Genomic DNA, 23,900 nt, shown 5'->3' with positions numbered 1-23,900 from the left:
GCGGGGAGGCGGGGCTGATCAGCCGGCCGCGACAGGTCCACAAGGACCGTCGCGGCCGCTGTCGTTCTCGGGGCGGTCTGGCGGTCTGGCGGTCGGGCGGTCGGGGCGGCACGCGGCGGGATCGCTCCGGTTGCCGGTTGCCGATTGCCGATTGCCGAGCACGGGCCGCCGCAGGTGTCGCGGGGCAGGTGCCCCGGCCGGGAGTCCGGCCGGGGCACCTGGTGTGAGAGGCGTCCCGGCGGCAGCAATGCAAGGAAATTTGCATCGACGTAGTCGAGTGCATATACACTTGAACGACTACTCGACGACTCCTCTGAGGAGAGTGGACGCCGTGACGATGCATTCGGCGACCCTGGCCATCAACGAGACCCTGCAGGCACGCAAGGCGGCGGGGGAGAAGGTGCTGCATCTGGGCTTCGGTGAAGCCGGGCTGCCGGTGCCCGACCCGGTCGCGGAGGCTCTGGCACGAGCTGCGGGCCTCAACGGCTACGGCGCCGTGGTCGGTTCGTCCGACGTGCGGGAAGCCGCGGCCGGCTGGTTCACCCGCCGGAACCTGGTGACCGAGCCGGACCAGGTGCTGTTCGCCCCCGGCAGCAAGGCTCTGCTCTTCGCGCTGCTCGCGGCCCTTCCGGGCGACCTCGTCCTGCCGCGTCCTGCCTGGGTCAGCTATGCCGCGCAGGCGTCCCTGACCGGCAAGAGCGTCGTCGACGTCCCCATCCCGGCGGGGTCAGGGGGCGTTCCGGACCCCGAACTCCTCGAGGGCGCCCTGGCCGATGCACGGGCCGCCGGCCTGAATCCCGGTGTGCTGCTCCTGACGGTGCCGGACAACCCCACCGGAACGGTCGCCCGGCCGGAGGATCTCCGCGAGGTGTGCGCCATCGCCGACCGGCACGGCCTCGCGGTCGTCGCCGACGAGATCTATGCCGAGTTGTGTCACAACGGCCGGCCCGCTCCCTGCCCGGCGGCGTTCCTGCCGGAGCGGACCGTGGTGACCAGTGGGCTCAGTAAATCCATGGCCCTGGGCGGCTGGCGGATCGGACTCGCCCGGGTGCCGGGCAACGCGTGGGGCGTCCGCCTGATGCGCGAACTGGTCGGCGTCGCCAGCGAGGTGTGGTCCAGCCTCGCCGCACCCATGCAGGCCGCGGCCGCGTACGTCCTCCAGGACCCACCGGACGTGACCGCACACATCGCTGCCGCGCGGCGGCTGCACGCGGCCGTCGCGCGCGCGGTGCACGGCGAGTTCGTACGAGCCGGAGCGGTGTGCCGTGCCCCCGAGGCGGGTTTCTACCTCTACCCCGACTTCGAACCCGTGCGCCCGTATCTGGCCCGTCAGGACATCACCACCGGGGCGGAACTGGCCTCGGCACTGCTGGAGCGGCACGGTGTGGGCGTCCTGGCCGGTGAGGCCTTCGGCGACACGGCCGGTGGGCTGCGCGCCCGGGTGGCCACGAGCCTGCTCTACGGGGAGACCGCGCAGGAGCGCTGGGAGGCGCTGCGCAGCGATGACCCGGCCGCTCTGCCGTGGATCTCGGCGTCGCTGGACCATCTGCGCGACGCGCTGGCCGTGTTGACCCCTCGGATCTGACCGAGCCGCGGATCCTCCCGAGGCCCGCGGCCCGGCCGTACTGGTGCTCGGACCGGTCGCGACACTCGTGCCTGGACGCGCCGGTCGCGACCGCGGTGTGCCTGGTCGTGCTGCGCTCGGCCGTGCCGTCTCGCGCCGCGAGGAGGGCCCGGACCGCTGTCCCGTTCGCCGGTGGCTGGCCGGGTCAGCCGGATTCCGGGGTGGCATCGTCCGGGGCGGGCGGTGCGCCGCGTGAACCCTCGGCGGTGTAGACGCCGAAGTCCTCCAGCAGTTCCTCCTCCTGCAGAAGGGTCGACCGCACCTCGTGTCCCCGTACGCGCGCGACTCCCGCGGCCAGTGCCTGGACCAGTGAGGTGAACGCGGTCATGGAGCGCAGCACCGAGGGCCCGGAGGCATCCACGAAGAATGCCTGCGCGGCCAGGGGCGCCAGCGGCGATCCCGGGTTGTCGGTGAGCGCGATGCACCGGGCCCCGCGGGCGCGTGCCCAGTCGAAGGCGCGCACGGTCTCCGCCGTGTAGCGGTGGATGGAGACGGCGACGAAGGCGTCGCCGCTGCGGACCCGGCGGAGGTCGTCGGTGAGGGTGCCGGCGCCTCCGGCCACGATCTCGACGTCCTCGCGCACCATGCGCAGCAGGTAGCCGAGGAGATAGGCCGGGGCGTGACACTTGCGCAGGCCGAGGACGTGCACCCGCGGTGCCTCGGCCAGAGCTCGCACCGCGGTGTCCCAGCTCGCGGTGTCGATACGGGCGAAGGTGCGGGAGATGTTGGCCCGGTCCTGGGCGACGGCCCGCTCGATCAAGTCGCCGCCTTCCTCGCCGAGTTGCTCCAGGTTGTCGTACCGGCGCAGCAACTGGGCCTGTTCGCGCAGCCTCTCCCGGCACAGGCGGGTCAGCCCCGGGTAGCCCCCGAGTCCGAGGCCCGTCGCGAACCTGACGACGGTGGCCTCGTTGACGCCGACGGCTGTCGCAAGCTCCGAGACGGTCATGAACGCGACGCCCTCGGGGTCGGCCATGACCCGGTCGGCGAGCAGACGCTGCGAGGGCGTGAGCGTGGCGAAGCGCTCGTGGAGGAGGGCCACGAGCGCGTCGAAGGTGTCCGGAGCCTGCTCGGGCTTCTTCGTCCGCTGGGCCCGCTGTGATGCCGATGCCATGCCCTGATCCTCTCGCTTCCGGGGGGATCCGGGGCGGACCGGGGTCAGATTGCCCTCGCGGACGTCGCGATGCCCCGGGAGAAGTCGGTCAGCGGGAGCACGGCCGTCTCTCCCGAGGCGCCGCGTACGGTCAGCCGGTCGCCGGTCAGGTCGGCGACGACCGTGCAGAGGGTCATCAGCGGATCGGGGCCCGCGGCGGTGCGGTGAACGCCATGGGGCAGCGGCGCCGAGGTGAGGGCCTCCAGGAACCAGTCGCCGGACGGCTCCCGTGGGCCGAGGTGCATCTTCTCCAGCGCTCGCCCACGGCTGAGGCTCTCCTCGTACTGGCCGAGATCCGCGGTCGCATGCCCGCTTTCGCACCCGGGGCGCGGGGCCGGGGGGACGTCCGGAGCGTCGCGGAGGTGGCGCAGGTGGTTGGCGTGCCAGTGCAGGGGTTCCTCGGCGGTCGCCTCGACCGCAGCGACACGGCCGGCAGCGGATTCCACGACCGCGACCCGCCCGCTGCCGCGCTCGCCGATCGTGTACGCGAACCCGCCCGCGCTGGGATGCGTCCTGAGGTGTTCCGCGGCGGCGTCCAGGGTGGGGGCGCACTGCAGCGCCCGCGCCACGAAGTGGCGGCCCGCGCCTGCGGGGGACGGCCTGACGACCTGCACGTGGTTGATCCCCCAGACCAGCCCGAGGCCGGTGGCCGTGAACGTGTTGGCGGGAAGGAAGCCCGGATACCACTGGACGGTCACGGGCGGTAGGCCGTCGATCACCAGAGTCAGCAGCATGAGGCGGCCGTCCAGCGCGGGGGCGCCGTCCTCGTTGTGGGCCACGAAGGACCGGCTGCGGCGCCAGGCCAGGTCCGTACAGCCGGTGCCGTCGTCCGTTCCGAGGTCGCCGCGCAGATTGGCGAGCAGCAGGTCGTCGACGTCGGCACCCGCGCCCTCGGCGAGGGCCTCCAGTTCGGCGACCTCCGCGGCGTAGCGAGTCCGGGTGGCCTGCAACACCTGTTGCAGGCGGGCGCCGCCTTCGGCAGTGCTCACCCAGCGGCGCAGGGCGTCGCGTTCCGGCATCGCTTCCTGCACGGCCCGGATGTCCTCGCGCGCGGTCTCGCCCAGGGCCCGGAACACCTCGCGGCGGCCTCCGCCCACGACGATCCAGCGCAGTCCGGCCAGCCGCTGTTCACGCACCACCGCAGTCATCCGAGCCCTCCATGTCCTTCGCCGTCATCAACCCTGCCGCACGAACCTCTTGACGCCAAGGAGATTGCAAGCTTAATAGTGAGTGCAAGTCTAGTTGCATCGCGGGTCGTCGTGCGAGCCCCGATTGCGCGAGCCGCCCGTGCGGCTGACTCCGCGTGCCTGGTCGGCGTGTGCCGGCGGCACGTGGTCCGCCCGCACGCGCCCGCCCCCTCCCCGTCACGGTCAGGAGCTGTCCATGAACACGTCCCCGAGGGCCAGAGACGAGTCGGTCGTCCTGCGCCCGGCTCTGGGCAACCGGCAGATGTCGATGATCGCGATCGGCGGTGTCATCGGAGCCGGTCTCTTCGTCGGCAGCGGCAGCGCCATCCAGCAGGCCGGCCCGGCCGTCCTGGTCGCCTACGCCGCGATCGGCGCCCTGGTCGTGCTGGTGATGCGGATGCTCGCCGAGATGGCCGTGGCCCAGCCCGAGACCGGCTCCTTCTCCAGCTACGCCGGCCGCGAGCTGGGCCCCTGGGCCGGGCTCACGGTGGGCTGGCTCTACGCCTATCAGTGGTGCATCACCGTCGGCTTCGAGGCCGTCGCAGGAGCGGCCATCACCCACCACCTGCTGCCGGCTATCCCCACCTGGATCGCCGCTCTCGTCCTGATGATCGCCCTGATCTCCGTCAACTTCGCGCGCGTCGAGTCCTTCGGTACGTTCGAGTTCTGGTTCGCCATGATCAAGGTGGCCGCGATCGTGGCCTTCCTCCTCATCGGGCTGGCCGCTGTCCTGGGGACCGTTCCGGGCGCGACCGCTCCGGGCTCGTCCAACCTCACCGGCGAGGGAGGGGTCGCCCCGAACGGCTGGCTGCCCGTCCTTCAGGCTTCCCTCGTCGTCTTCTTCTCGTTCTTCGGCACCGAGGTCGTCACCGTGGCCGCGGGTGAAGCCAAGGACCCGGCCCACGCCGTCCGACGCGGCGTCAACAGCGTGGTCTGGCGCATCCTGCTCTTCTACATCGGATCGATCGCCCTCGTGGTCACGCTGCTCCCGTGGAACGCCACCGCCGTCACCCAGAGCCCGTACTCGGCCGTCCTCGACCACCTCGGCGTCCCCAACGCCGCCACGATCATGGACTTCATCGTGCTCACCGCGGTGCTGTCCTGCCTGAACTCCGGGATCTACTCCTCTTCCCGGATGCTGCACTCCCTGGCCCGGCGCGGGGAAGCCCCGAAGCTGCTGGCTCGTACCAACCGCTCCGGCGTCCCGACAGCCGCGGTCGTCGCCGCCTCCAGCGTCGGCCTGCTCACCGTCGTCGCCAACTACTTCCTTCCGACGACGGCCGTGTACGAGTTCCTCCTCGACTCCTCGGGAGCCATCGCTGTCGTCGTCTACCTCTGCATCGTCGTGACCCATCTGCGCGGCCGCGCACGGCTGGACCGCGGTGGCTTCGAGAACCGGACCGTCAGGATGTGGGCGTACCCCTACCTCGATGTCGCGGTGCTCGTCGTCCTGCTCGCAGTCATCGGCGGGATGGCCGCCGGCAGCGACAGCCGCCGCTCGCTGGTCCTGACCCTGCTGGTCACCGCGGTCGCCGTCGTCGCCGGGGTCCTCCGGCAGCGGTCGCGCGCGACCGTGGCGGTCCAACCCGTCTCGAAGGCCGAAGTCCCCTCCACCGACTAGGAGTTACGGCCCTGGCGTCACCGCGCCTGCCGACCGGATGTCGCGCTGCGTCGTCCGGTCGGCCGACGGCCTGATGGCGGGAACCCGGGCTTCGAGATGACCTACGCCAGGATCACGGACGGACCCCGGAGCGCCCGGACCGACGAGTTCCATCAATTCCCGGTGCAGCAAAAGAATATGATGCTCAGTCAGTTATGCATTTCGGCGCGGCGTTCCGCAGCCGGCTCGACAGCAGAACCCGGCGTACGCCGGGGGCTGGCATTTGGCGACCGCTCATTTACATATGGTCATTTTGGTTACGGAAGCATCATCGGCACTGTGTATGCGCCTTCTTCCGGTCTCATGCGGACCCTACCGTCACATTCATCCAGCAACCATGACGGTGACAGCCAAGGCCCCGAACGGGGGGACTGCTGTCTCAAGGAGAAACCATGTCCGGAGCAGTACAGCAGCAAGGAAGCATGGCGTCCGCGGGAAATGCGCTGACCGCGGCACAGGGGGACTGGCCCGGGGACTGGCCGGGGGACGGAGGGGGTAACTGGCCCAGGAATCCCCGGCTCTACGACATCAACCCGAACTCGGGGTCGACGGCCGGTGGCAACACCGTGGTGCTCACCGGGGCGAACCTGCAGGGCACCTTCCAGGTCACCTTCGGAGGCACCCCCGCCACCAATGTGACTCCGAATCAGTACGGGAACTCGGTCACGGTCACCGCGCCCCCGCACGCCGCGGGCGCCGTGTCGGTCGTCGCCACCACCCCGTACGGCACCACCAACGCGCTGAGCTACACCTACATCGCCGTGCCGGTGGGTCCGACCGTCAGCGCTCTCGTGCCGAACACCGGTCCCACGGCCGGCGGCACGGCCTTCGCCATCATCGGCACCAACCTCACCGGCGCGTCCGTCACCTTCAACGGGGTCTCGGCCACCGGCGTGTCGATCAACGGGACGGGCACGGTCCTGACCGGCACCACGCCGGCCGGACCTGCCGGGAACGTCCCGGTCGTCGTCACCACCCCCCTCGGCAGTACGACCGTCGCCGGTGGCTTCACCTATGTGGCGCCTCCGCCGCTGCCCGTGGCCACCGCGATCACGCCGACCTCGGGGACCGCCGCGGGCGGTACGGCGTTCGTGATCACCGGGTCGAACCTGAACGGTGCGTCGGTGACGTTCAACGGGGTCGCGGCGACCGGTGTGTCGGTCAATCCGGCGGGCACAGCCCTCGTCGGCTTCACCCCGGCGGGTGCGGTCGGGCTCGCGACGGTGGTCGTCACCACTGCGTTCGGCACGGCCACCGTCCCCGGCGGCTACACCTACACCGCGCCGCCTCTGCCGGTGGCCACCGCGATCACGCCGACCTCGGGGACCGCCGCGGGCGGTACGGCGTTCGTGATCACCGGGTCGAACCTGAACGGTGCGTCGGTGACGTTCAACGGGGTCGCGGCCACCGGTCTGTCGGTCAATCCGGCGGGCACGGCCATCATCGGCTTCACCCCGGCAGGCATGGCCGGACCCGCGACGGTCGCCGTCACCACCCTCGGTGGCAGCACCACCGTGGCCGGCGGCTACACCTACGTCTGACGGTCGCCCGGTCGGCCGGAGGGGATGCGCCTCGGTGCATTCCCTCCCCGCCCGGCGCGAGGGCCCGGACACGGAAACCTGTCCGGGCCCTCGCCCGTCCCCGGCCGCGGCGCCTTTCGCAGACACCCGTTACCGCTTCCTCGCCCGCCCCGCCCCGCCGCTCCCCTCCCACCCCGGCCCCTTGCCGCATGATGACCAGGAGTCCGTACGGGCAGCGGAGAGGAGACCGGGCATGGGCGCACGATCGGGGCCGTTCTGGGACGGGGTCGAGGGGCGAGCACCCATTCCCCCTGCCGCGGCCACGCTGGGGCTGGAGTTCATCGCCGCGGACACGGAGAACGCCACGATCGAGCTCGCGTTCGCGGCAACCGAGGACTTCACCAATCCTCTCGGCAACGTACTGGGTGCCTTTCTCTCCGCGATGCTCTACGACACCGTCGGCCCGGCACTGCTGGCCACGCTCGCGCCCGACGAGTTCCAGTCCACGTTGGAGATGAAGGTCAGCTTCCTTCGTTCCACACGCCCCGGCCGGATCACCGGCAAGGGGCGCGTGGTGCACCGCGCAGGGGATCTGGCGTACCTCGAGGGCGTCCTCCTGGACCCGGGCGAAGCGATCATCGCGACCGCATCCGCCACCGCCCGCGTCATTCCGCTCAGCGAGGCGGCAAGCGCGCCCTAGAGTCCGCGCGGCGCCGCCGCGGTCACGGCTTCCGGGCGAGCCCGGCGACGATCAGCTGCTCCCATACGGTGAGTTCCCGGGTTCCGCCGTCCTCGCCGAACACGGTCGGGCTCTGCTCCGGCCGCCACAGCGAGGTCGGTACGACGCCGGGGTCCAGGAGTTCCATGTCCCCGAACAGGGCGCGAATCTCGTCGTCGCTGCGCCACCGCCCCCGGCCGAAGGTCTGCTGGAGAATCGCCTCCGCCTCGGCGGTCTCCTCGTTGTGGCCGCTGCGGAAGTGCGAGATGAACACATAGCTCCCGCTCGGCACGAGATCCTGCCAGTAGCGGACGACGGCCATGGGGTCCTCGTCGTCGTTGATGTGGTGGAGGATCGCGCTGAGGATCACGGCGACCGGCCGGTCGAAGTCGATGAGTGCCGTGGTGTCGGGATGGTTGCGGATGGCGTCGGGCGTGCGGACGTCGGCCTGGATGACGCGGGTGTTCTCGTTCTCCGCCAGCAGGGCCCGGCCATGAGCGAGGACGATCGGGTCGTTGTCGATGTAGACCACGCGTGACGACGGCGTATGGCGCTGGGCGATCTGGTGGACGTTGTCGGCCGTGGGCAGCCCGCTGCCCATGTCGATGAACTGCTGCACTCCGGTGTCCCGGGCGATGGCCCGCACCGCGCGACCGAGGACCTGACGGTTGGAGTGGGCGATGACCACGGAGCCGGGAAGTTCGTGCTTGAACTTGTCACCTATGTGGCGGTCGACCTCGTAGTTGTCCTTACCGCCGAGAAGGTAGTCGTAGACGCGGGCAATGCTGGGCTTGTCCGGGTCCACTACCCCAGCGTCTGTCATGGCAACTCCCCTTGCTGACCGCAGTGTTGTGTGGTCGGTCATTGTAGGGCGGCAGGTCGGCGGCCTGCCCGGCACTTCGGCCACCCCGCGCCACTGGTGCCCCCGGTCCTGGGTACCCGGGAAAAGCCCTCCGACGGATGTCGAGAAAGCCCGTCCCGTTCCGATGTCTCAGGTGAAGGGAGTGAGGACGATGAAGTTCATCATCATGCTGACCGGTAAGCAGTCCGACTACGACGCCATGAACGGCAAGGCCACCGAGGGTTCTCCCGTGTGGACCGAGAGTGACCTCAAGGCGATGTTCGAGCACATGGGTGCCCTCAACGACGACCTCACCGCTCGGGGCGAGCTCGTGGACGGCCAGGGCCTGGCGGAGCCGAAGCAGGCCAGGCTCGTCACCGCGGCGGTGGACGGTACGCCGGTCGTCTCCGACGGCCCCTACGGCGAGGCCAAGGAGGTGCTGGCCGGGTACTGGCTCGTGGACGTCAAGAGCCCCGAGCGCGCCTACGAGATCGCGGCGCGCGCCTACCGGTGCCCCGTGCCGGAAGGCACCACGGACAACCCGCCGGTGATCGTCCGGCCTGTCGGGGAGCCCGACGAAGCGGGATGCGAGGTCTGAGCGGGCGGAAGATCCGTCACGACGAGCCGGGGGCCTGATGCGCGGACACCGCCACAGGCCCCCGGCCCTCCGCATGGTCGGCAGGGGCCTCGCTGAGCTGGGGGACGGCCGGGAGCCGGGCGCGCTCGCGGCCGACCGCGGGGCGCCTCGGCCCCGGCGCCTCTGAACGCGCCGCACCAGCGGGGGCGCCTGGCGGACGGCGGTGCGTGAGGGCCGCGGCCGCGCTCCTCGCCCGCCGGGGGCTTCCGCGCACGGCGGACCGGGACCGGCCCGGGCTCGTATCGCGCGCTCTGTGCATGCGACGCAAGCCGGAGGCCGTCCCCGCTCGGCCATGCGCTCAGGCGGCGCAGCCGCGCCTGGCCGGGAGCGCAGTCGCCGGTCCCTTCTTTGCGCCCGGAGCCCGAGAGCGGGACAGGGTCGCCCCGGTTGACTCGGAACGCGTGGACGTCACCCGGCGATCCACCGGGTCCGAGCGCGGACCGGCGGCATCAGGCCACCGGTACGCGCCGGCCGTGGCCGGACCGGAACCGGAAACCCCCGACTGCCTGGAGGTGGTGCGTCATGCGCACAGCCAATCTCGACGACCGACTCGTTCTCGTGCGCGACGACGGCACGGCGGTGGACGTGGAGAAGGCTTCGGGCCGCCTCTTCTCCTCCGATCCGCAGGCGGTCTTCGAACGCTGGGACGCGTTCACGGACTGGGCGTCGACAGCCGCGGCACGATCGGAGGACGGAGTGCCCTTCGACGAGCGGAAGTTGAGGGCTCCCGTGCCGCGGCCCCGCCAGATCTTCGCCGTGGCGCTCAACTACGCCGACCACATCGGTGAGTCGGGGTTCGAGATCCCTGAACACCTCTCGGTCTTCACCAAGTTCCCCGCCTCCGTCACCGGCCCGTACGACACCGTGGAACTCCCCAGCCGCCTCGTGGACTGGGAGGTGGAACTGGTCGCAGTGATCGGTCGCCGCGCCCACCGGGTGGCGGTGCGGGACGCCTGGTCGCACATCGCGGGCCTGACCGTCGGTCAGGACCTCTCCGAGCGCCGCCTTCAACTACGCGGGCACGCACCGCAGTTCTCTCTGGGCAAGTCCTTCCCCGGCTTCAGCCCGACCGGGCCCTTCCTCGTCACGCCCGACGAGGTCGAGGATCCCGACGACCTGGCCATCGGCTGTGCGGTGAGCGGCGAAACGATGCAGGAGTCCCGTACCGGCCGCATGATCTTCTCCGTCCCCGACCAGATCTCCCGGATCTCGGCGGTCTGCCCCCTCCTGCCCGGGGACCTCGTCTTCACCGGAACTCCGGCAGGCGTCGGCGGAGCGCGGGAACCGCGCCGGTTCCTCGCACCGGGCGAGGTGCTGCACAGCTGGATCGAGGGCATCGGAACGCTCGACACCGCGCTGACCGCCGGCATCACCCACCCCCACGGCCCGGACGCCTGACCGCAACGCGCCGCCGGACCGCGTCGAACCAGCGGTCCCACCGGGAGTCTCCCCACCACCAGGAGCAGACCATGCCCTTGCACCGCCTTGCCCGCATCACGATGGGCGTGCCCGACGTCGACGCGACGCACGCGTACTACGCCGACTTCGGACTCACCGCCCTCGGCCCCGGCCGTTTCTCCTCGGCCGACGGGGGAGAGCAGCTGCGCATCGTCCACGCGGACCGCCGGCGCCTCCACGAGCTGGTGGTCGCCGCTGACGACCCCGACGACATCGGCCGCATCGCCGCCGCGCTCAACCGGCTCGACGTGCCGTTCACCCGGGACGGGAACCGCCTGCGGTCGACCGACGCCGGAACGCAGGTCGCCGTCACCGTCGAGGTCCGGACCCGTATCGCCCAGCACCCGGCCCCGCCCGTACCTCTCAACGGCCCCGGTCTCACCGGCCGACCCGGCAGCAGGGCTCCCGGCGTGCTGCGCGAGGAGCCCGTACGTCCGCGGAGGCTCGGACACGTCGTCATCGGCTCCACCGACCAGGAGGCGTCGCAGCGCTTCTTCACGGACGGGCTGGGCTTCCAGGTCAGCGATCTCGTCCCAGGCGCCGCCTTTCTGCGCTGTTCGACCGACCACCACAACGTCCTGGTGCAGCGCGCTCCCGTCCCGTTCCTGCACCACTCCTCATGGGAGGTCGACGACGTCGACGAGGTGGGCAGGGGAGCGACCCGCATGCTGGAGGGGCACCCGGAGCGCCACGTGTGGGGGCTGGGCCGCCACCATCTCGGATCGAACTTCTTCTGGTACCTGAAGGATCCGGCGGGCAACTTCTCCGAGTACTTCGCCGACATGGACTGCATCGTCGACGACCACCTGTGGACCCCGCGCGTCTGGGAGGACATACGAGCCCTCTACGCCTGGGGCCCTCCCGTGCCGCCTTCGTTCCTCGAACCCGAAGACCTCGCCGCGCTCATGACCGGCGCCCATGACGCGGGCTGAGGAGGAGCGGGCGATGGACGGACCCCGGACGGCGCGCAACGCGGAGTCGCCGCACGACGCGTACGACGTCCTCGTCGTCGGCGCGGGCCCCGTCGGGCTGGCCACGGCGATCCAACTCGGCACCCGCGGCAGGCGCGTCGCGGTCGTCGAACGGTGGCCGCGTCCCTACCCGTTGCCGCGCGCCGTCGTGTTCGACCATGAGGCGGCCCGCATCCTTGCCGCCATGGGACTCGCCGACGTCCTGGAGCGGATCAGCGAACCGGCCCGCGACTACGAGTGGCTCAACGGCCACGGCGAGACCCTGCTGCGACTCGCCTTCGACGACACCAGCCACTCCGGCTGGCCGCACATGAACATCTTCACCCAGCCCCACCTGGAGGCCGCACTGGAGGAGCGCGCCCGCGAGGTCCCCGGCATCGACATCCTCCGCGGCTGGGAGGCCACCGGACTCGTCCAGGAACCGGAGGCCACCCGGCTGACGGTCGCCGAAGCGGCGGGGGAGCGGCCGGTGTCGCACGACGGTGTCCGCGGCGGTGTCCATGAGCACCGCACGATCACGGCGCAGTACGTGGTGGGCTGCGACGGAGCGAGCAGCTTCGTACGGTCGCGCATGAACACCTCCATGACCGATCTCGGCTTCTTCTTCGACTGGTTGGTCCTCGACGTCATCCCTCACGACACCGGCCGCGTGTGGTCCCCCCGCAACGCACAGATCTGCGATCCCGCCCGGCCGACGACGGCCGTCTCGGGCGGACCGGGCCGCCGCCGCTGGGAGTTCATGCGCCTGCCGGGGGAACCGATCGCGGAACTCAACCGGGTGGAGACGGCCTGGGCTCTCCTGCGTCCATGGGGACTGACCCCTGACAACGCCACGCTGGAGCGGAACACCGTCTACACCTTCCAGGCGCGGTGGGCCGACCGCTGGCGCGACGGACGCCTGCTCCTCGCGGGCGATGCGGCGCACCAGATGCCCCCGTTCGCCGGACAGGGCCTGTGCTCCGGCCTCCGGGACGCGGCCGGTCTCGGCTGGAGACTCGACCTCGTCCTCTCGGGAGCCGCCCACCCCAGGCTCCTGGACAGCTACACCACGGAGCGCTCGCAACATCTGCAGCACGCGATCTCCCTGTCCGTACACCTGGGAAAGATCATCTGCGAACCCGACCCCGAGGCCGCCGCCGAGCGTGACCGGCGCATGCTGGCCGATCGGCGGGCAGGCGGCGAGCCCCTGAAGGGCATGCCGCCGCAGACGCTCACCGGGGGAGTGCTGTCCTACGGGGGCGGCGGGGGGCACGGTGCGGGTGACAGCCGCGCCGGGGGCGATGGTGGTGGTGACGGCGGCGGGGGTGTACCCGGTGTACCCGTTCCGCCCGCCGGGCAGCTGGGCCGCCAGGGGCGGGTGCGCCATGCGGGCCGTACGGGCCTGCTGGACCAACTCGTGGGCACCGGCTTCACCCTGCTGGCCATGGAGGACCCGCGCACCGTGCTCGGCCCCGACGACCTGCGCTTCTGCGAGCGCCTCGGCATCCGCCTCCTCCACGTCGTGCCTGCCGGTACGACGCCCGGGCCCCACGAAGTCGAGGACCTCGACGGCATCTGCCGGTCCTTTCTGGCGGACCTCTGCCAGCAGGCCGTCCTCGTGCGCCCTGACCACTACGTCTTCGGCGGTGTACCGCTTCTCGAGGACCTGCCCCGGCTCCTCGCCTCCCTCCGCGCGCAGCTCCACCTGCGGGGCTGACGGCAGGTGGCGGCTCCCGGAGCCCACCCGAGGATCACCTCGTACACCCCACACGTCCTGTACCGGGCGACACAGCCACCATGATCATCTCCGGCTCTCCGGCTCTCCGGCGCCGAGCGGCGCGCTCTCGCGGACACCTGCCCCCGCCGCTGCCGGACCCCGGGGGGCCACGCCCTTGACCACGCCTCCCGCCGCCCTGCGCATCGTCGCGGACGTGATCTAGGGGCCGCCCTAGTCCATGCCCCCATAGCGTGATGAGCCCGGCGGCCCCGCATTCTGCTGCCCGACCCGTGACCGGCCGGTGCGGACCGCCACCTGTGCCGTACGCCGCACGCACGCCGCACCTGACGTCAGCGGTCCGTGCGTGCTGGTCCGACAAGCTGGTGGAGTGGAATGAGCGAGTCAGTACGCAGTCCGCATGGGCTCAGCGCCGCGCCCCAGCCCGCGATCGCCGTCATCGGACTCGCCTGCCGCCTGCCCGGGGCATCGGACCCCGACGCCCTGTGGCGCCTCCTGCGCGCCGGGGACAGTGCCGTACGCCCAACCCCTGCCGACCGCCTACGACTTGCCGGATCATCCGCCGAGAGCTCGCCCGGTGACGCACCCCGCTGGGGTGGGTTCCTCGACGAGGTCGACGGTTTCGACGCCGGTTTCTTCCGCATATCGCCCCGCGAGGCCGACACCATGGACCCGCAGCAGCGGCTGGTCCTGGAACTCGCCTGGGAGGCCTTGGAGGATGCCCGTATCGTCCCCGGACAGCTCGGGGACAGCTGCACGGGCGTGTTCATCGGTGCCGCGCACGACGACTACGCCACCCTGCACCACGCGCTCGGCCCGGAGAGCGTCACCCACCAGTCCTTCACCGGCGTCCACCGCGCCCTGATCGCCAACCGGCTCTCCTACCTCCTCGGCCTGCGCGGCCCCAGCCTCACCCTGGACTCGGCCCAGTCGTCGTCCCTCGTCGCGCTCCACCTCGCCTGCGAGAGCCTGCGTGGCGGCGACAGCGACATCGCCGTCGCAGGGGGTGTCAACCTGCAACTCGCGCCCGAGAGCAGCTTCTATCCCCACCGTTTCGGCGCGCTCTCACCGGACGGCCGCTGCTACACCTTCGACGCCCGCGCCAACGGCTATGTGCGCGGCGAGGGTGGCGGGCTCGTCGTACTGAAGCCCCTGGACCGGGCTCTCGCCGACGGCGACCCCATCCGGGCCGTCATCCGCGGAAGCGCCGTCAACAACGACGGCGGGGGTGACACCCTCACCGCGCCGGACCCTCGCGCCCAGGAAGACGTCATCCGCCGCGCCGTGCGCAATGCCGGGGCGGCTCCGCACGACATCCAGTACGTCGAACTCCACGGAACCGGTACGCCGGTCGGGGACCCGGTGGAGGCCACCGCCCTCGGCGCGGTTCTGGGCTCCGGACGGGCCGACGACGAGCCGCTGCGCGTCGGTTCGGTGAAGACCAACGTGGGCCACCTGGAAGGCGCGGCGGGAATCGCCGGGCTTCTCAAGGCGGTGCTCTCGCTCCAGCACCGCGAACTTCCGCCGAGTCTCAACTACGCGACACCTCATCCCGGGATCCCCCTCGACACGCTGCGCCTGCGCGTGCAGGACGACCTCGGCCCCTGGCCCCGCTCCGACGCGCCTCTTGTCGCCGGCGTGAGTTCCTTCGGGATGGGCGGGACGAATGCGCATGTGGTGCTGGAGGAGGCGCCACCGGTTGGGCCGGAGGTTGAGCCGGAGCCGGGGGCCACCGGCGACGTCGTCGCCCCGGTGTTCGTGGCCGGGGGGCTCGTGCCGTGGGTGGTGTCGGGGCGTGGTGGTGAGGGGCTGGTGGGTCAGGCGGGCCGGTTGGCGTCGTACGTGGAGTCGGCCGGTGAGGGCGTGCGGCCGGTGGATGTTGCGTGGTCGCTGGCGGCGACGCGTACGGCCTTGGAGAACCGGGCCGTGGTTCTCGGCTGTGACGTGAGTGAACTCGCGGGCGGGCTGGGTGTGTTGGCGTCCGGTGGTGTGAGTGCCGCGGGTGTGGTGCGTGGTGTGGTGGCCGGTGATGTGGGTCGGGCCGTGTTCGTGTTCCCGGGTCAGGGTGCGCAGTGGGTGGGGATGGGGCGGGAGCTCTGGGATGTCTCGCCGGTCTTTGCGGAGTCGATGGAGGCGTGTGAGCGGGCGCTGAGTGCGTTCGTCGACTGGTCGCTGAGCGAAGTCGTTCGCGATGGGGCTGAGTTGGCGGATGTTGATGTGGTGCAGCCGGTGACGTGGGCGGTGATGGTGTCGCTGGCTGCGGTGTGGCGTGCGTGTGGTGTGCGGCCGTCGGTGGTGGTGGGGCATTCGCAGGGGGAGATCGCGGCTGCGGTGGTGGCGGGTGGTCTGTCGTTGGAGGACGGGGCGCGGGTGGTGGCGCTGCGTTCGAAGGCGATCCGGGCGATTGCCGGTCGTGGCGGCATGGTTTCGGTGGCGCTCCCGCTTGTTGAGGTTGAGGAGTTGCTGTCCGGTTGGGTGGGTCGGATCGATGTTGCTGCGGTGAATGGTCCGGGTTCGGTGGTGGTGGCGGGGGATGCGGATGCGCTGGATGAGTTGGTGGCGCGTTGTGAGGCGGAGGAGGTCCGGGCGCGTCGTGTTCCGGTGGACTACGCCTCGCACACCCGGCATGTGGAGGAGATCGAGGCAGAGTTGGCCGATGCTTTGGCGCCGGTTGTTCCTCGCATGGGTGAGGTGCCGTTCTTCTCGACGACTGAGGCGGAGTTGGTCGACACCACCACGTTGGATGGTGGGTATTGGTACAGGAATCTGCGTCAGCGGGTGCGTTTCGGTGAGGCTGTCCAGGGGCTGATCGACCGGGGTTACGGCGCCTTTGTCGAGGTGAGTTCGCATCCGGTGCTGGGGATGGCCGTGCAGGAGGCCGCCCCCGATGCAGTGGTGGTGGGCAGCATCCGCCGTGACGATGGTGGTGCGGAACGTTTCCTGACGTCGCTGTCCGAGGCGTGGGTGCGCGGTATCCCGGTCGACTGGACGAAGGTCCTCGCGGGCCAGGGCGCTCGTACCGTCGCCCTTCCCACCTACGCCTTCCAGCGGCGGCGTCACTGGTTCGGCGCCGGTACCTCCCGTCGTTCCGCCCCTTTGCCCGTACCCGTCGAGACGGGCGGCGACGCCGGGCCGGACGTTGCCCGGGGGCTGTATGACGACCTGGAGCAGCGGATCCGTGCGCACGCGGCCGTCATCCTGGGTCACGCCTCGCCGGGTGACGTCGGCGCGACGCTCACGTTCAAGGCCCTGGGCTTCGATTCCGCGACCTCGGTCGATCTGCGGAACCGGCTGGTCGCGGAGACCGGACTCTCCCTCTCCGCGTCCGTTCTTTTCGATCACCCCACTCCCCAGGCACTCGCTCGTCATGTGCGTGGCCTGCTCAATGGCGGCACCGGGGCGGATCCCGGGATGGTTGCGGGTCCGGGGCCGGCGACCGATGCGGACCCCATCGCCATCGTGGCCATGGGCTGTCGTCTTCCCGGCGGTGTTCGCACGCCGGAGGAGCTGTGGGAACTCCTCTCCACGGAGGGCGACACGACCTCGGCCTTCCCCGCGGACCGCGGCTGGGATCTGGACAACCTGTACCACCCCGATCCCGAGCACCACGGCACGACGTACGCGCAGTCCGGCTCGTTCCTCTACGACGCGGGGGACTTCGATCCCGGCTTCTTCGGCATTTCGCCGCGCGAGGCCATCGCCATGGACCCGCAGCAGCGTCTGCTGCTGGAGACCTCCTGGGAAGCGCTGGAGCGGGCCGGGATCGACCCGGAGTCTCTGCGTGACGGCGACGCCGGAGTCTTCCTCGGTCTGATGCAGCAGGAGTACGGCCCCGGACTGCAGCATGCCCCCGAATCGGTCGAGGGATTTCTGCTGACGGGCACCTCCTGCAGTGTCGCCAGCGGGCGCATCGCGTACAGCCTCGGTCTCCGTGGACAGGCGGTCACGGTGGACACGGCATGCTCGTCGTCCCTGGTCGCTCTGCACCTGGCCGTCCAGGCGCTGCGCTCCGGCGAGTGCTCGTTCGCGCTGGCCGGAGGGGCGACCGTGATGGCGGAGCCCGGCATCTTCGTGGAGTTCAGTCGGCAGCGGGGGTTGGCGCCTGATGGTCGGTGCAAGCCGTTCGCGGCGGGTGCTGACGGTACGGGGTGGGGCGAGGGTGTGGGGGTGCTGCTGCTGGAGCGGTTGTCGGATGCGCGGCGCCATGGGCATCCGGTACTGGCGGTGGTGCGGGGTTCGGCGATCAATCAGGACGGTGCGAGCAACGGTCTCACGGCCCCGAACGGTCCTTCGCAGGAGCGCGTGATCCGGGCGGCTCTGGGCAACGGGGGATTGTCTCCGGCGGATGTGGATGCGGTGGAGGCGCATGGTACGGGGACGACGTTGGGTGATCCGATCGAGGCGCAGGCTCTGTTGGCCACGTACGGTCGGGATCGTGAACGGCCGTTGTGGTTGGGGTCGTTGAAGTCGAATGTGGGGCATACGCAGGCGGCGGCCGGTGTCGCGGGTGTGATGAAGATGGTGCTGGCGATGCGGCACGGTCTTCTTCCGCGGACGCTGCATGTGGATGAGCCGACTCCGCACGTCGACTGGTCGGCGGGTGCGGTGTCGCTGCTGACGGAAGCGGTGGAGTGGCCCGGTTCCGAGGGGCGTGTGCGTCGGGCCGGTGTGTCGTCGTTCGGCATCAGTGGCACGAACGCGCACGTGGTGCTGGAAGAGCCTCCCCCTGAGCCCGCGCCTGAGCCCGACGCCGAGTTGGAGTGTGAGCCCGGGGCCGAGCACATGCCCACTCCGGTGCTCACGGCCGAAGGGCTCGTGCCGTGGGTGGTGTCCGGGCGCGGTGGTGACGGGCTGGTCGGTCAGGCCGGCCGGTTGGCGTCGTACGTGAAGTCGGTTCCCGAGGGCGTCCGGCCGGTGGATGTTGCGTGGTCGCTGGCGGCGACGCGTGCGGCGTTGGAGAACCGTGCGGTCGTCCTGGGCGGGGAGCTGAGCCGTCTCGGCGCGGATCTGGAGCAGTTGGCTTCCGATGACGTGAGTGTGGGGAGTGTGGTGCGCGGTGTGGTGGCCGGTAGCGGGGTTCGGGTGGGTTTCGTCTTTCCGGGTCAGGGTGCGCAGTGGGTGGGGATGGGGCGGGAGCTCTGGGATGTCTCGCCGGTTTTCGCGGAGTCGATGGAGGCGTGTGAGCGGGCGCTGAGTGCGTTCGTCGACTGGTCGTTGAGTGATGTCGTTCGCGACGGGGCTGAGTTGGCGGATGTTGATGTGGTGCAGCCGGTGACGTGGGCGGTGATGGTGTCGCTGGCTGCGGTGTGGCGTGCGTGTGGTGTGCGGCCGTCGGTGGTGGTCGGTCACTCGCAGGGTGAGATCGCGGCTGCGGTGGTGGCGGGTGGTTTGTCGTTGGAGGACGGGGCGCGGGTGGTTGCGCTGCGTTCGAAGGCGATCCGGGCGATTGCCGGTCGTGGCGGCATGGTTTCGGTGGCGCTCCCGCTTGTTGAGGTTGAGGAGTTGCTGTCCGGTTGGGTGGGTCGGATCGATGTTGCTGCGGTGAATGGTCCGGGTTCGGTGGTGGTGGCGGGGGATGCGGATGCGCTGGATGAGTTGGTGGCGCGTTGTGAGGCGGAGGAGATCCGGGCGCGTCGTGTTCCGGTGGACTACGCCTCGCACACCCGGCATGTGGAGGAGATCGAGGCAGAGTTGGCCGATGCTTTGGCGCCGGTTGTTCCTCGCATGGGTGAGGTGCCGTTCTTCTCGACGACTGAGGCGGAGTTGGTCGACACCACCACGTTGGATGGTGGGTATTGGTACAGGAATCTGCGTCAGCGGGTGCGTTTCGGTGAGGCTGTCCAGGGGCTGATCGGCCTGGGTTACGGCGCCTTTGTCGAGGTGAGTTCGCATCCGGTGCTGGGGATGGCCGTGCAGGAGGCTGCCCCGGATGCCGTGGTGGTGGGCAGCATCCGTCGTGACGATGGTGGTGCGGAACGTTTCCTGACGTCGCTGTCCGAGGCGTGGGTGCGGGGCATCCCGGTCGACTGGACGAAGGTCCTCGCGGGCCAGGGCGCCCGTACCGTCGCCCTTCCCACCTACGCGTTTCAGCGCCGTCGTTACTGGTTGGAGCGGACCGTGCCTGCCCGATCCGCTGTGGGGTCGGGTGGGGAGGTGGATGCGCGTTTCTGGGAGGCGGTCGAGCGCGGGGATCTTCAGTCTCTGGTGGAGACGTTGCGGTTGCCGGAGAGCGAGCAACTGGCCGGTGTCCTTCCCGCGTTGTCGAGTTGGCGGAAGGGGGAGGTGGCCCGTTCCGCGGTGGACGGGTGGCGGTACAAGGTGGTGTGGAAGCCGGTCGGCCGCGAGGCGCGGACCACGGCTCTCACCGGTACCTGGCTGCTCGTCACCCCCCACGAGCACAGCACCACCGACCTCGTCACGGTCTGTGCCGACGCGCTCGCCCTCCAAGGCGCCGACGTCCGCGTACTCGAACTCACGCATCGCCACGCCGACGCCGAAGTCCTGGAGGCCGCGCTCAACGAGACGTTGGCCGACCCTTCGGCCCCCGTCAGCGGTGTGCTGTCGCTGATCGGGCTGGACGAGACCCCCTTGCCCGATCATCCCGTGCTGCCCACCGGTGCCGCACTCACCGTGTCCCTCGTGCAGGCGCTCGGCCGGGCCGAGGTGAGCGCCCCTCTGTGGTGTGCCACTCGGGGTGCCGTGGCCGTCGGGGACCAGGAGGCGGTTGCCCACCCGGCCCAGGCGGCGATCTGGGGGCTGGGGAGGGTCGCCGCCCTGGAGTTCCCGGAGCGCTGGGGCGGGCTGATCGACCTTCCCGAGCGGTTCGAGAGCCGGGATGCGGTCGCTCTCTGCGCCGTGCTGGCGTCGCCCGGTGGCGGCACGGAGGATCAGGTGGCCCTGCGCGCCCGCACCACATTCGTACGGCGGCTCGTTCCGGCCGCACTGTCGGGCACGGCGGGTCCGTCCGACGGCACGTCTTCCGGGCGGCGCTGGACGCCGCGCGGCACCGCGCTCGTGACCGGCGGTACGGGTGCGCTCGGTGCACACGTCGCCCGGTGGCTGGCGCGCGGCGGGGCGGAGGACGTGGTCCTGGTCAGTCGCCGCGGTGCCACGGACGACCCGGCGCTGGCGGAGCTGGAGGCCGACGTCGCCGCACTGGGCGCCCGGTTGACGGTCGCCGCCTGCGATGTCGCCGACCGCGACGCGCTCGTGGAGTTGCTGGGTTCTCTCCGTGCGGAGGGTCGGAGCGTACGGACGGTGGTGCACGCCGCCGGGGTCAGCGACCTCGGGGAGCTGGACCGCCTTGACCTCGCGGAATTCGCCGAGGTCACGGCCGGCAAGGTCGCCGGCGCGTGGCACCTCGCCGATGTCCTCGACCCGGCCGAGACCGACGCGCTGATCTTCTTCTCCTCCATCTCCGGGGTGTGGGGCGTCGCCGACCATGCGGCGTACGCCGCGGCGAACGCCACCCTGGACGCACTCGCCGAGCGTGTCCGCCGGACGCACGGGCTGCGGGCGCTCTCGGTGGCCTGGGGACCGTGGGGCGGCGGCGGCATGATCGCGGAGGACATGCGTGATCCGCTGAGCCGCCGCGGAATCCCCGTCATCGACCCGGAACCGGCCATGGTGGCCCTGCAGACGGCCCTCGACCACGACGACACGGTCGTGGCCGTTGCGGACGTCGACTGGGCCCGGTTCGTGCCGGTCTTCACCGCCGTTCGCCCCGCCCCGCTCATCGCCGATCTGGAACCGAGGCCGAGCGGCGGGGCGGCCCATGCCGTAGGCCCGGGCGGTCAGGGTGGGGGAGCGGTGTCGACGCTCGCCCAGCGGCTCGCCGGTCTGCCGGCCGCCGAGCACGACCGCTTCGTACTGGACCTCGTACGATCCGAGGCGGCCGCCGTCCTCGGCCATGACTCCGCCGATGACGTCGACGCCGCCTATGCCTTCAAGGAGCTGGGCTTCGACTCGGTGAGGGCGGTCGAGCTGCGCAACCGCCTCACCTCCCGTACGGGACTCAGGATCCCGACGACCGTGGTCTTCGACCACCCCACGTCGGCCGCCCTCGCCTCCCGTCTCCGCGAACTGGCCCTGGGAGACGGCACGTCGCCGCAGCACCCCACGAACCTGCCCGTAGCCGCGGCCGGTTCACCCGGGCATGCCGCCGACGACGACCCCGTCGCCATCGTCGCCATGGGATGCCGCTACCCGGGCGGCATCGCGTCCCCCGACGATCTGTGGCGTGTGATCACTGCCGGGGATGACGTCATCACCGGCTTCCCCACCGACCGCGGCTGGGACACGACGCGGCTCTACGACCCCGACCCCGACCGGCACGGAACCAGCTACGTCCGGCACGGCGGATTCCTGCACGACGCCGGGGAGTTCGACGCGGCCTTTTTCGGGATATCCCCGCGCGAGGCGGCGGCGATGGACCCGCAGCAGCGGCTGTTGCTGGAGACCTCCTGGGAGGCGTTCGAGCGGGCCGGAATCGACCCGAAGACCCTGCACGGCAGCAACACCGGTGTCTTCACCGGCATCACCGACCAGAACTACGGCACGCTCCTCGGGTGCGGCACCGACGGCACCGAGGGCTATCTCGTCACGGGTGCCTCGACGGCCGTCGCATCGGGCCGCGTCTCGTATGTGCTCGGCCTGGAGGGACCGGCGGTCACCGTCGACACGGCATGCTCGTCGTCGCTGGTCGCGCTGCACCTCGCCGTACGAGCACTGCGGTCCGGCGAATGCTCGATGGCCCTGGCCGGTGCCGCGATGGTCATGGCCGACCCGGCGCCGTTCGTCGGATTCAGCCGGCAGCGGGGGCTCGCGCCGGACGGCCGCTGCAAGCCCTTCGCCGAGGCCGCCGACGGATTCTCCCTCGCGGAAGGTGTGGGGGTGCTGCTGCTGGAGCGGCTGTCGGAAGCACGACGCAACGGTCATCCCGTACTGGCGGTGGTGCGGGGTTCGGCGATCAATCAGGACGGCGCGAGCAATGGTCTCACCGCGCCCAACGGTCCTTCGCAGCAGCGGGTGATCCGGGCCGCCCTGGCGGACGCCCGCCTCACCGGCGGTGACGTGGACGTCGTCGAGGCGCACGGTACGGGCACCCGGCTGGGCGACCCCATCGAGGCGCAGGCCCTGCTGGCGACGTACGGGCAGGACCGTACGGCCGACCGGTCGCTGCTCATCGGCTCGGTCAAGTCCAACATCGGGCACACCCAGACCGCGTCCGGCATGGCCGGCGTGATGAAGATGGTGCTCGCGATGCGGCACGGGCAGGTGCCCGGCACGCTGCACGTGGACGCGCCTTCCACCCACGTCGATTGGTCGGCCGGTGCGGTGCAGGTGGTGACGGAGCCGGTGGAGTGGCCCGGTTCCGAGGGGCGTGTGCGTCGGGCCGGTGTGTCGTCGTTCGGCATCAGCGGGACGAACGCGCATGTGGTGCTGGAGGAGGCGCCACCGGTTGGGCCGGAGGTTGAGCCGGAGCCGGGGGCCACCGGCGACGTCGTCGCCCCGGTGTTCGTGGCCGGGGGGCCGGTGCCGTGGGTGGTGTCGGGGCGTGGCGGGTCCGGTTTGGCCGGTCAGGCGGGCCGGTTGGCGTCGTACGTGGGCACTGCCGGTGCGGACGTGCGGCCGGTGGACGTGGGCTGGTCGTTGGCGGCGACACGGACGGCCTTCGAGGACCGAGCGGTCGTCCTGGGCGTAGAGCCGAGTGAACTCGCCGAACAGCTAGGGGGATTGACATCCGATGACGTGAGTGTGGGGAGTGTGGTGCGCGGTGTGGTGGCCGGTAGCGGGGTTCGGGTGGGTTTCGTCTTTCCGGGTCAGGGTGCGCAGTGGGTGGGGATGGGCCGGGAGCTCTGGGATGTCTCACCGGTCTTCGCGGAGTCGATGGAGGCGTGTGAGCGGGCGCTGAGTCCGTTTGTCGACTGGTCGTTGAGTGATGTCGTTCGCGACGGGGCTGAGTTGGCGGATGTTGATGTGGTGCAGCCGGTGACGTGGGCGGTGATGGTGTCGCTGGCTGCGGTGTGGCGTGCGTGTGGTGTGCGGCCGTCGGTGGTGGTGGGGCATTCGCAGGGGGAGATCGCGGCTGCGGTGGTGGCGGGTGGTTTGTCGTTGGAGGACGGGGCGCGGGTGGTGGCGCTGCGTTCGAAGGCGATCCGGGCGATTGCGGGGCGTGGGGGCATGGTCTCCCTCGCTCTTCCGCTTGTTGCGGTTGAGGAGTTGCTGTCCGGTTGGGTGGGCCGGATCGATGTCGCTGCGGTGAATGGTCCGGGTTCGGTGGTGGTGGCCGGGGACGCGGATGCGCTGGATGAGTTGATGGCGCATTGTGAGGCGGAGGAGATCCGGGCGCGTCGTGTTCCGGTGGACTACGCCTCGCACACCCGGCATGTGGAGGAGATCGAGGCAGAGTTGGCCGATG

At 70.9% G+C, this 23,900-nt stretch carries 12 protein-coding genes; 9 read left to right on the top strand and 3 right to left on the bottom strand.

The window, feature by feature from the left end; translation table 11 throughout:
• The first annotated feature begins 331 nt into the window (after positions 1-331).
• Positions 332-1,585: an aminotransferase class I/II-fold pyridoxal phosphate-dependent enzyme gene (locus tag ABZ822_RS24500; protein ID WP_360858103.1), complete on the top strand. Its 1,254-nt coding sequence runs from the start codon at positions 332-334 to the stop codon at positions 1,583-1,585.
• Positions 1,586-1,769: 184 nt separating this feature from the next.
• Here the strand turns inward: ABZ822_RS24500 and ABZ822_RS24495 are convergent, their stop codons facing one another.
• Together ABZ822_RS24495 and ABZ822_RS24490 are read right to left on the bottom strand one after the other, a co-directional pair.
• The gene (locus ABZ822_RS24495; RefSeq protein ID WP_360858100.1) at positions 1,770-2,735 is read right to left on the bottom strand and encodes a MurR/RpiR family transcriptional regulator; all 966 of its coding nucleotides are present in this window, start codon (positions 2,733-2,735) and stop codon (positions 1,770-1,772) included.
• Positions 2,736-2,779: 44 nt separating this feature from the next.
• Positions 2,780-3,922, bottom strand: coding sequence for a C45 family peptidase (locus tag ABZ822_RS24490; protein WP_360858097.1), 1,143 nt, complete (start codon positions 3,920-3,922; stop codon positions 2,780-2,782).
• A 235-nt stretch (positions 3,923-4,157) separates the two neighbouring features.
• Between ABZ822_RS24490 and ABZ822_RS24485 the strand changes: the two genes are divergently transcribed.
• From ABZ822_RS24485 to ABZ822_RS24475, 3 genes are all read left to right on the top strand, one after another.
• Positions 4,158-5,582 carry an amino acid permease gene (locus ABZ822_RS24485; RefSeq protein ID WP_360858094.1) on the top strand — a complete coding sequence of 475 codons (1,425 nt, stop codon included), beginning with the start codon at positions 4,158-4,160 and terminating at the stop codon, positions 5,580-5,582.
• Between the two features lie 431 nt (positions 5,583-6,013).
• On the top strand, positions 6,014-7,162 hold the full coding sequence (locus tag ABZ822_RS24480) for an IPT/TIG domain-containing protein (protein WP_360858091.1): 1,149 nt from the start codon (positions 6,014-6,016) through the stop codon (positions 7,160-7,162).
• 232 nt (positions 7,163-7,394) lie between these two features.
• The gene (locus tag ABZ822_RS24475; protein ID WP_360858089.1) at positions 7,395-7,841 is read left to right on the top strand and encodes a PaaI family thioesterase; all 447 of its coding nucleotides are present in this window, start codon (positions 7,395-7,397) and stop codon (positions 7,839-7,841) included.
• A gap of 22 nt (positions 7,842-7,863) precedes the next feature.
• On the opposite strand, the gene ABZ822_RS24470 is transcribed toward ABZ822_RS24475, so the two are convergent.
• On the bottom strand, positions 7,864-8,682 hold the full coding sequence (locus tag ABZ822_RS24470; RefSeq protein ID WP_360858087.1) for an SAM-dependent methyltransferase: 819 nt from the start codon (positions 8,680-8,682) through the stop codon (positions 7,864-7,866).
• A gap of 190 nt (positions 8,683-8,872) precedes the next feature.
• Between ABZ822_RS24470 and ABZ822_RS24465 the strand changes: the two genes are divergently transcribed.
• The 5 genes from ABZ822_RS24465 to ABZ822_RS24445 all read left to right on the top strand — a co-directional run.
• A complete protein-coding gene (locus tag ABZ822_RS24465) occupies positions 8,873-9,298 on the top strand; it encodes a YciI family protein (protein ID WP_360858085.1) in 426 nt (141 codons plus the stop codon).
• Positions 9,299-9,859: 561 nt separating this feature from the next.
• Positions 9,860-10,735 (top strand): fumarylacetoacetate hydrolase family protein, encoded by an 876-nt coding sequence (locus ABZ822_RS24460; protein ID WP_360858082.1) that lies wholly within the window; start codon positions 9,860-9,862, stop codon positions 10,733-10,735.
• Between the two features lie 71 nt (positions 10,736-10,806).
• Positions 10,807-11,727, top strand: a complete 921-nt coding sequence (locus ABZ822_RS24455; protein ID WP_360858079.1) for a VOC family protein — start codon at positions 10,807-10,809, stop codon at positions 11,725-11,727.
• Between the two features lie 13 nt (positions 11,728-11,740).
• Positions 11,741-13,462, top strand: coding sequence for a bifunctional 3-(3-hydroxy-phenyl)propionate/3-hydroxycinnamic acid hydroxylase (locus ABZ822_RS24450; protein WP_360858076.1), 1,722 nt, complete (start codon positions 11,741-11,743; stop codon positions 13,460-13,462).
• Positions 13,463-13,855: 393 nt separating this feature from the next.
• Positions 13,856-23,900 (top strand): type I polyketide synthase (locus tag ABZ822_RS24445; protein ID WP_360858073.1); only part of this gene is annotated, 10,045 nt, incomplete at its 3' end.

Origin of the sequence: Streptomyces sp. NPDC047108 (assembly GCF_040643575.1) — a bacterium.
Lineage (GTDB): Bacteria > Actinomycetota > Actinomycetes > Streptomycetales > Streptomycetaceae > Streptomyces.
This window is presented reverse-complemented; position numbering and strand designations above follow the sequence as displayed.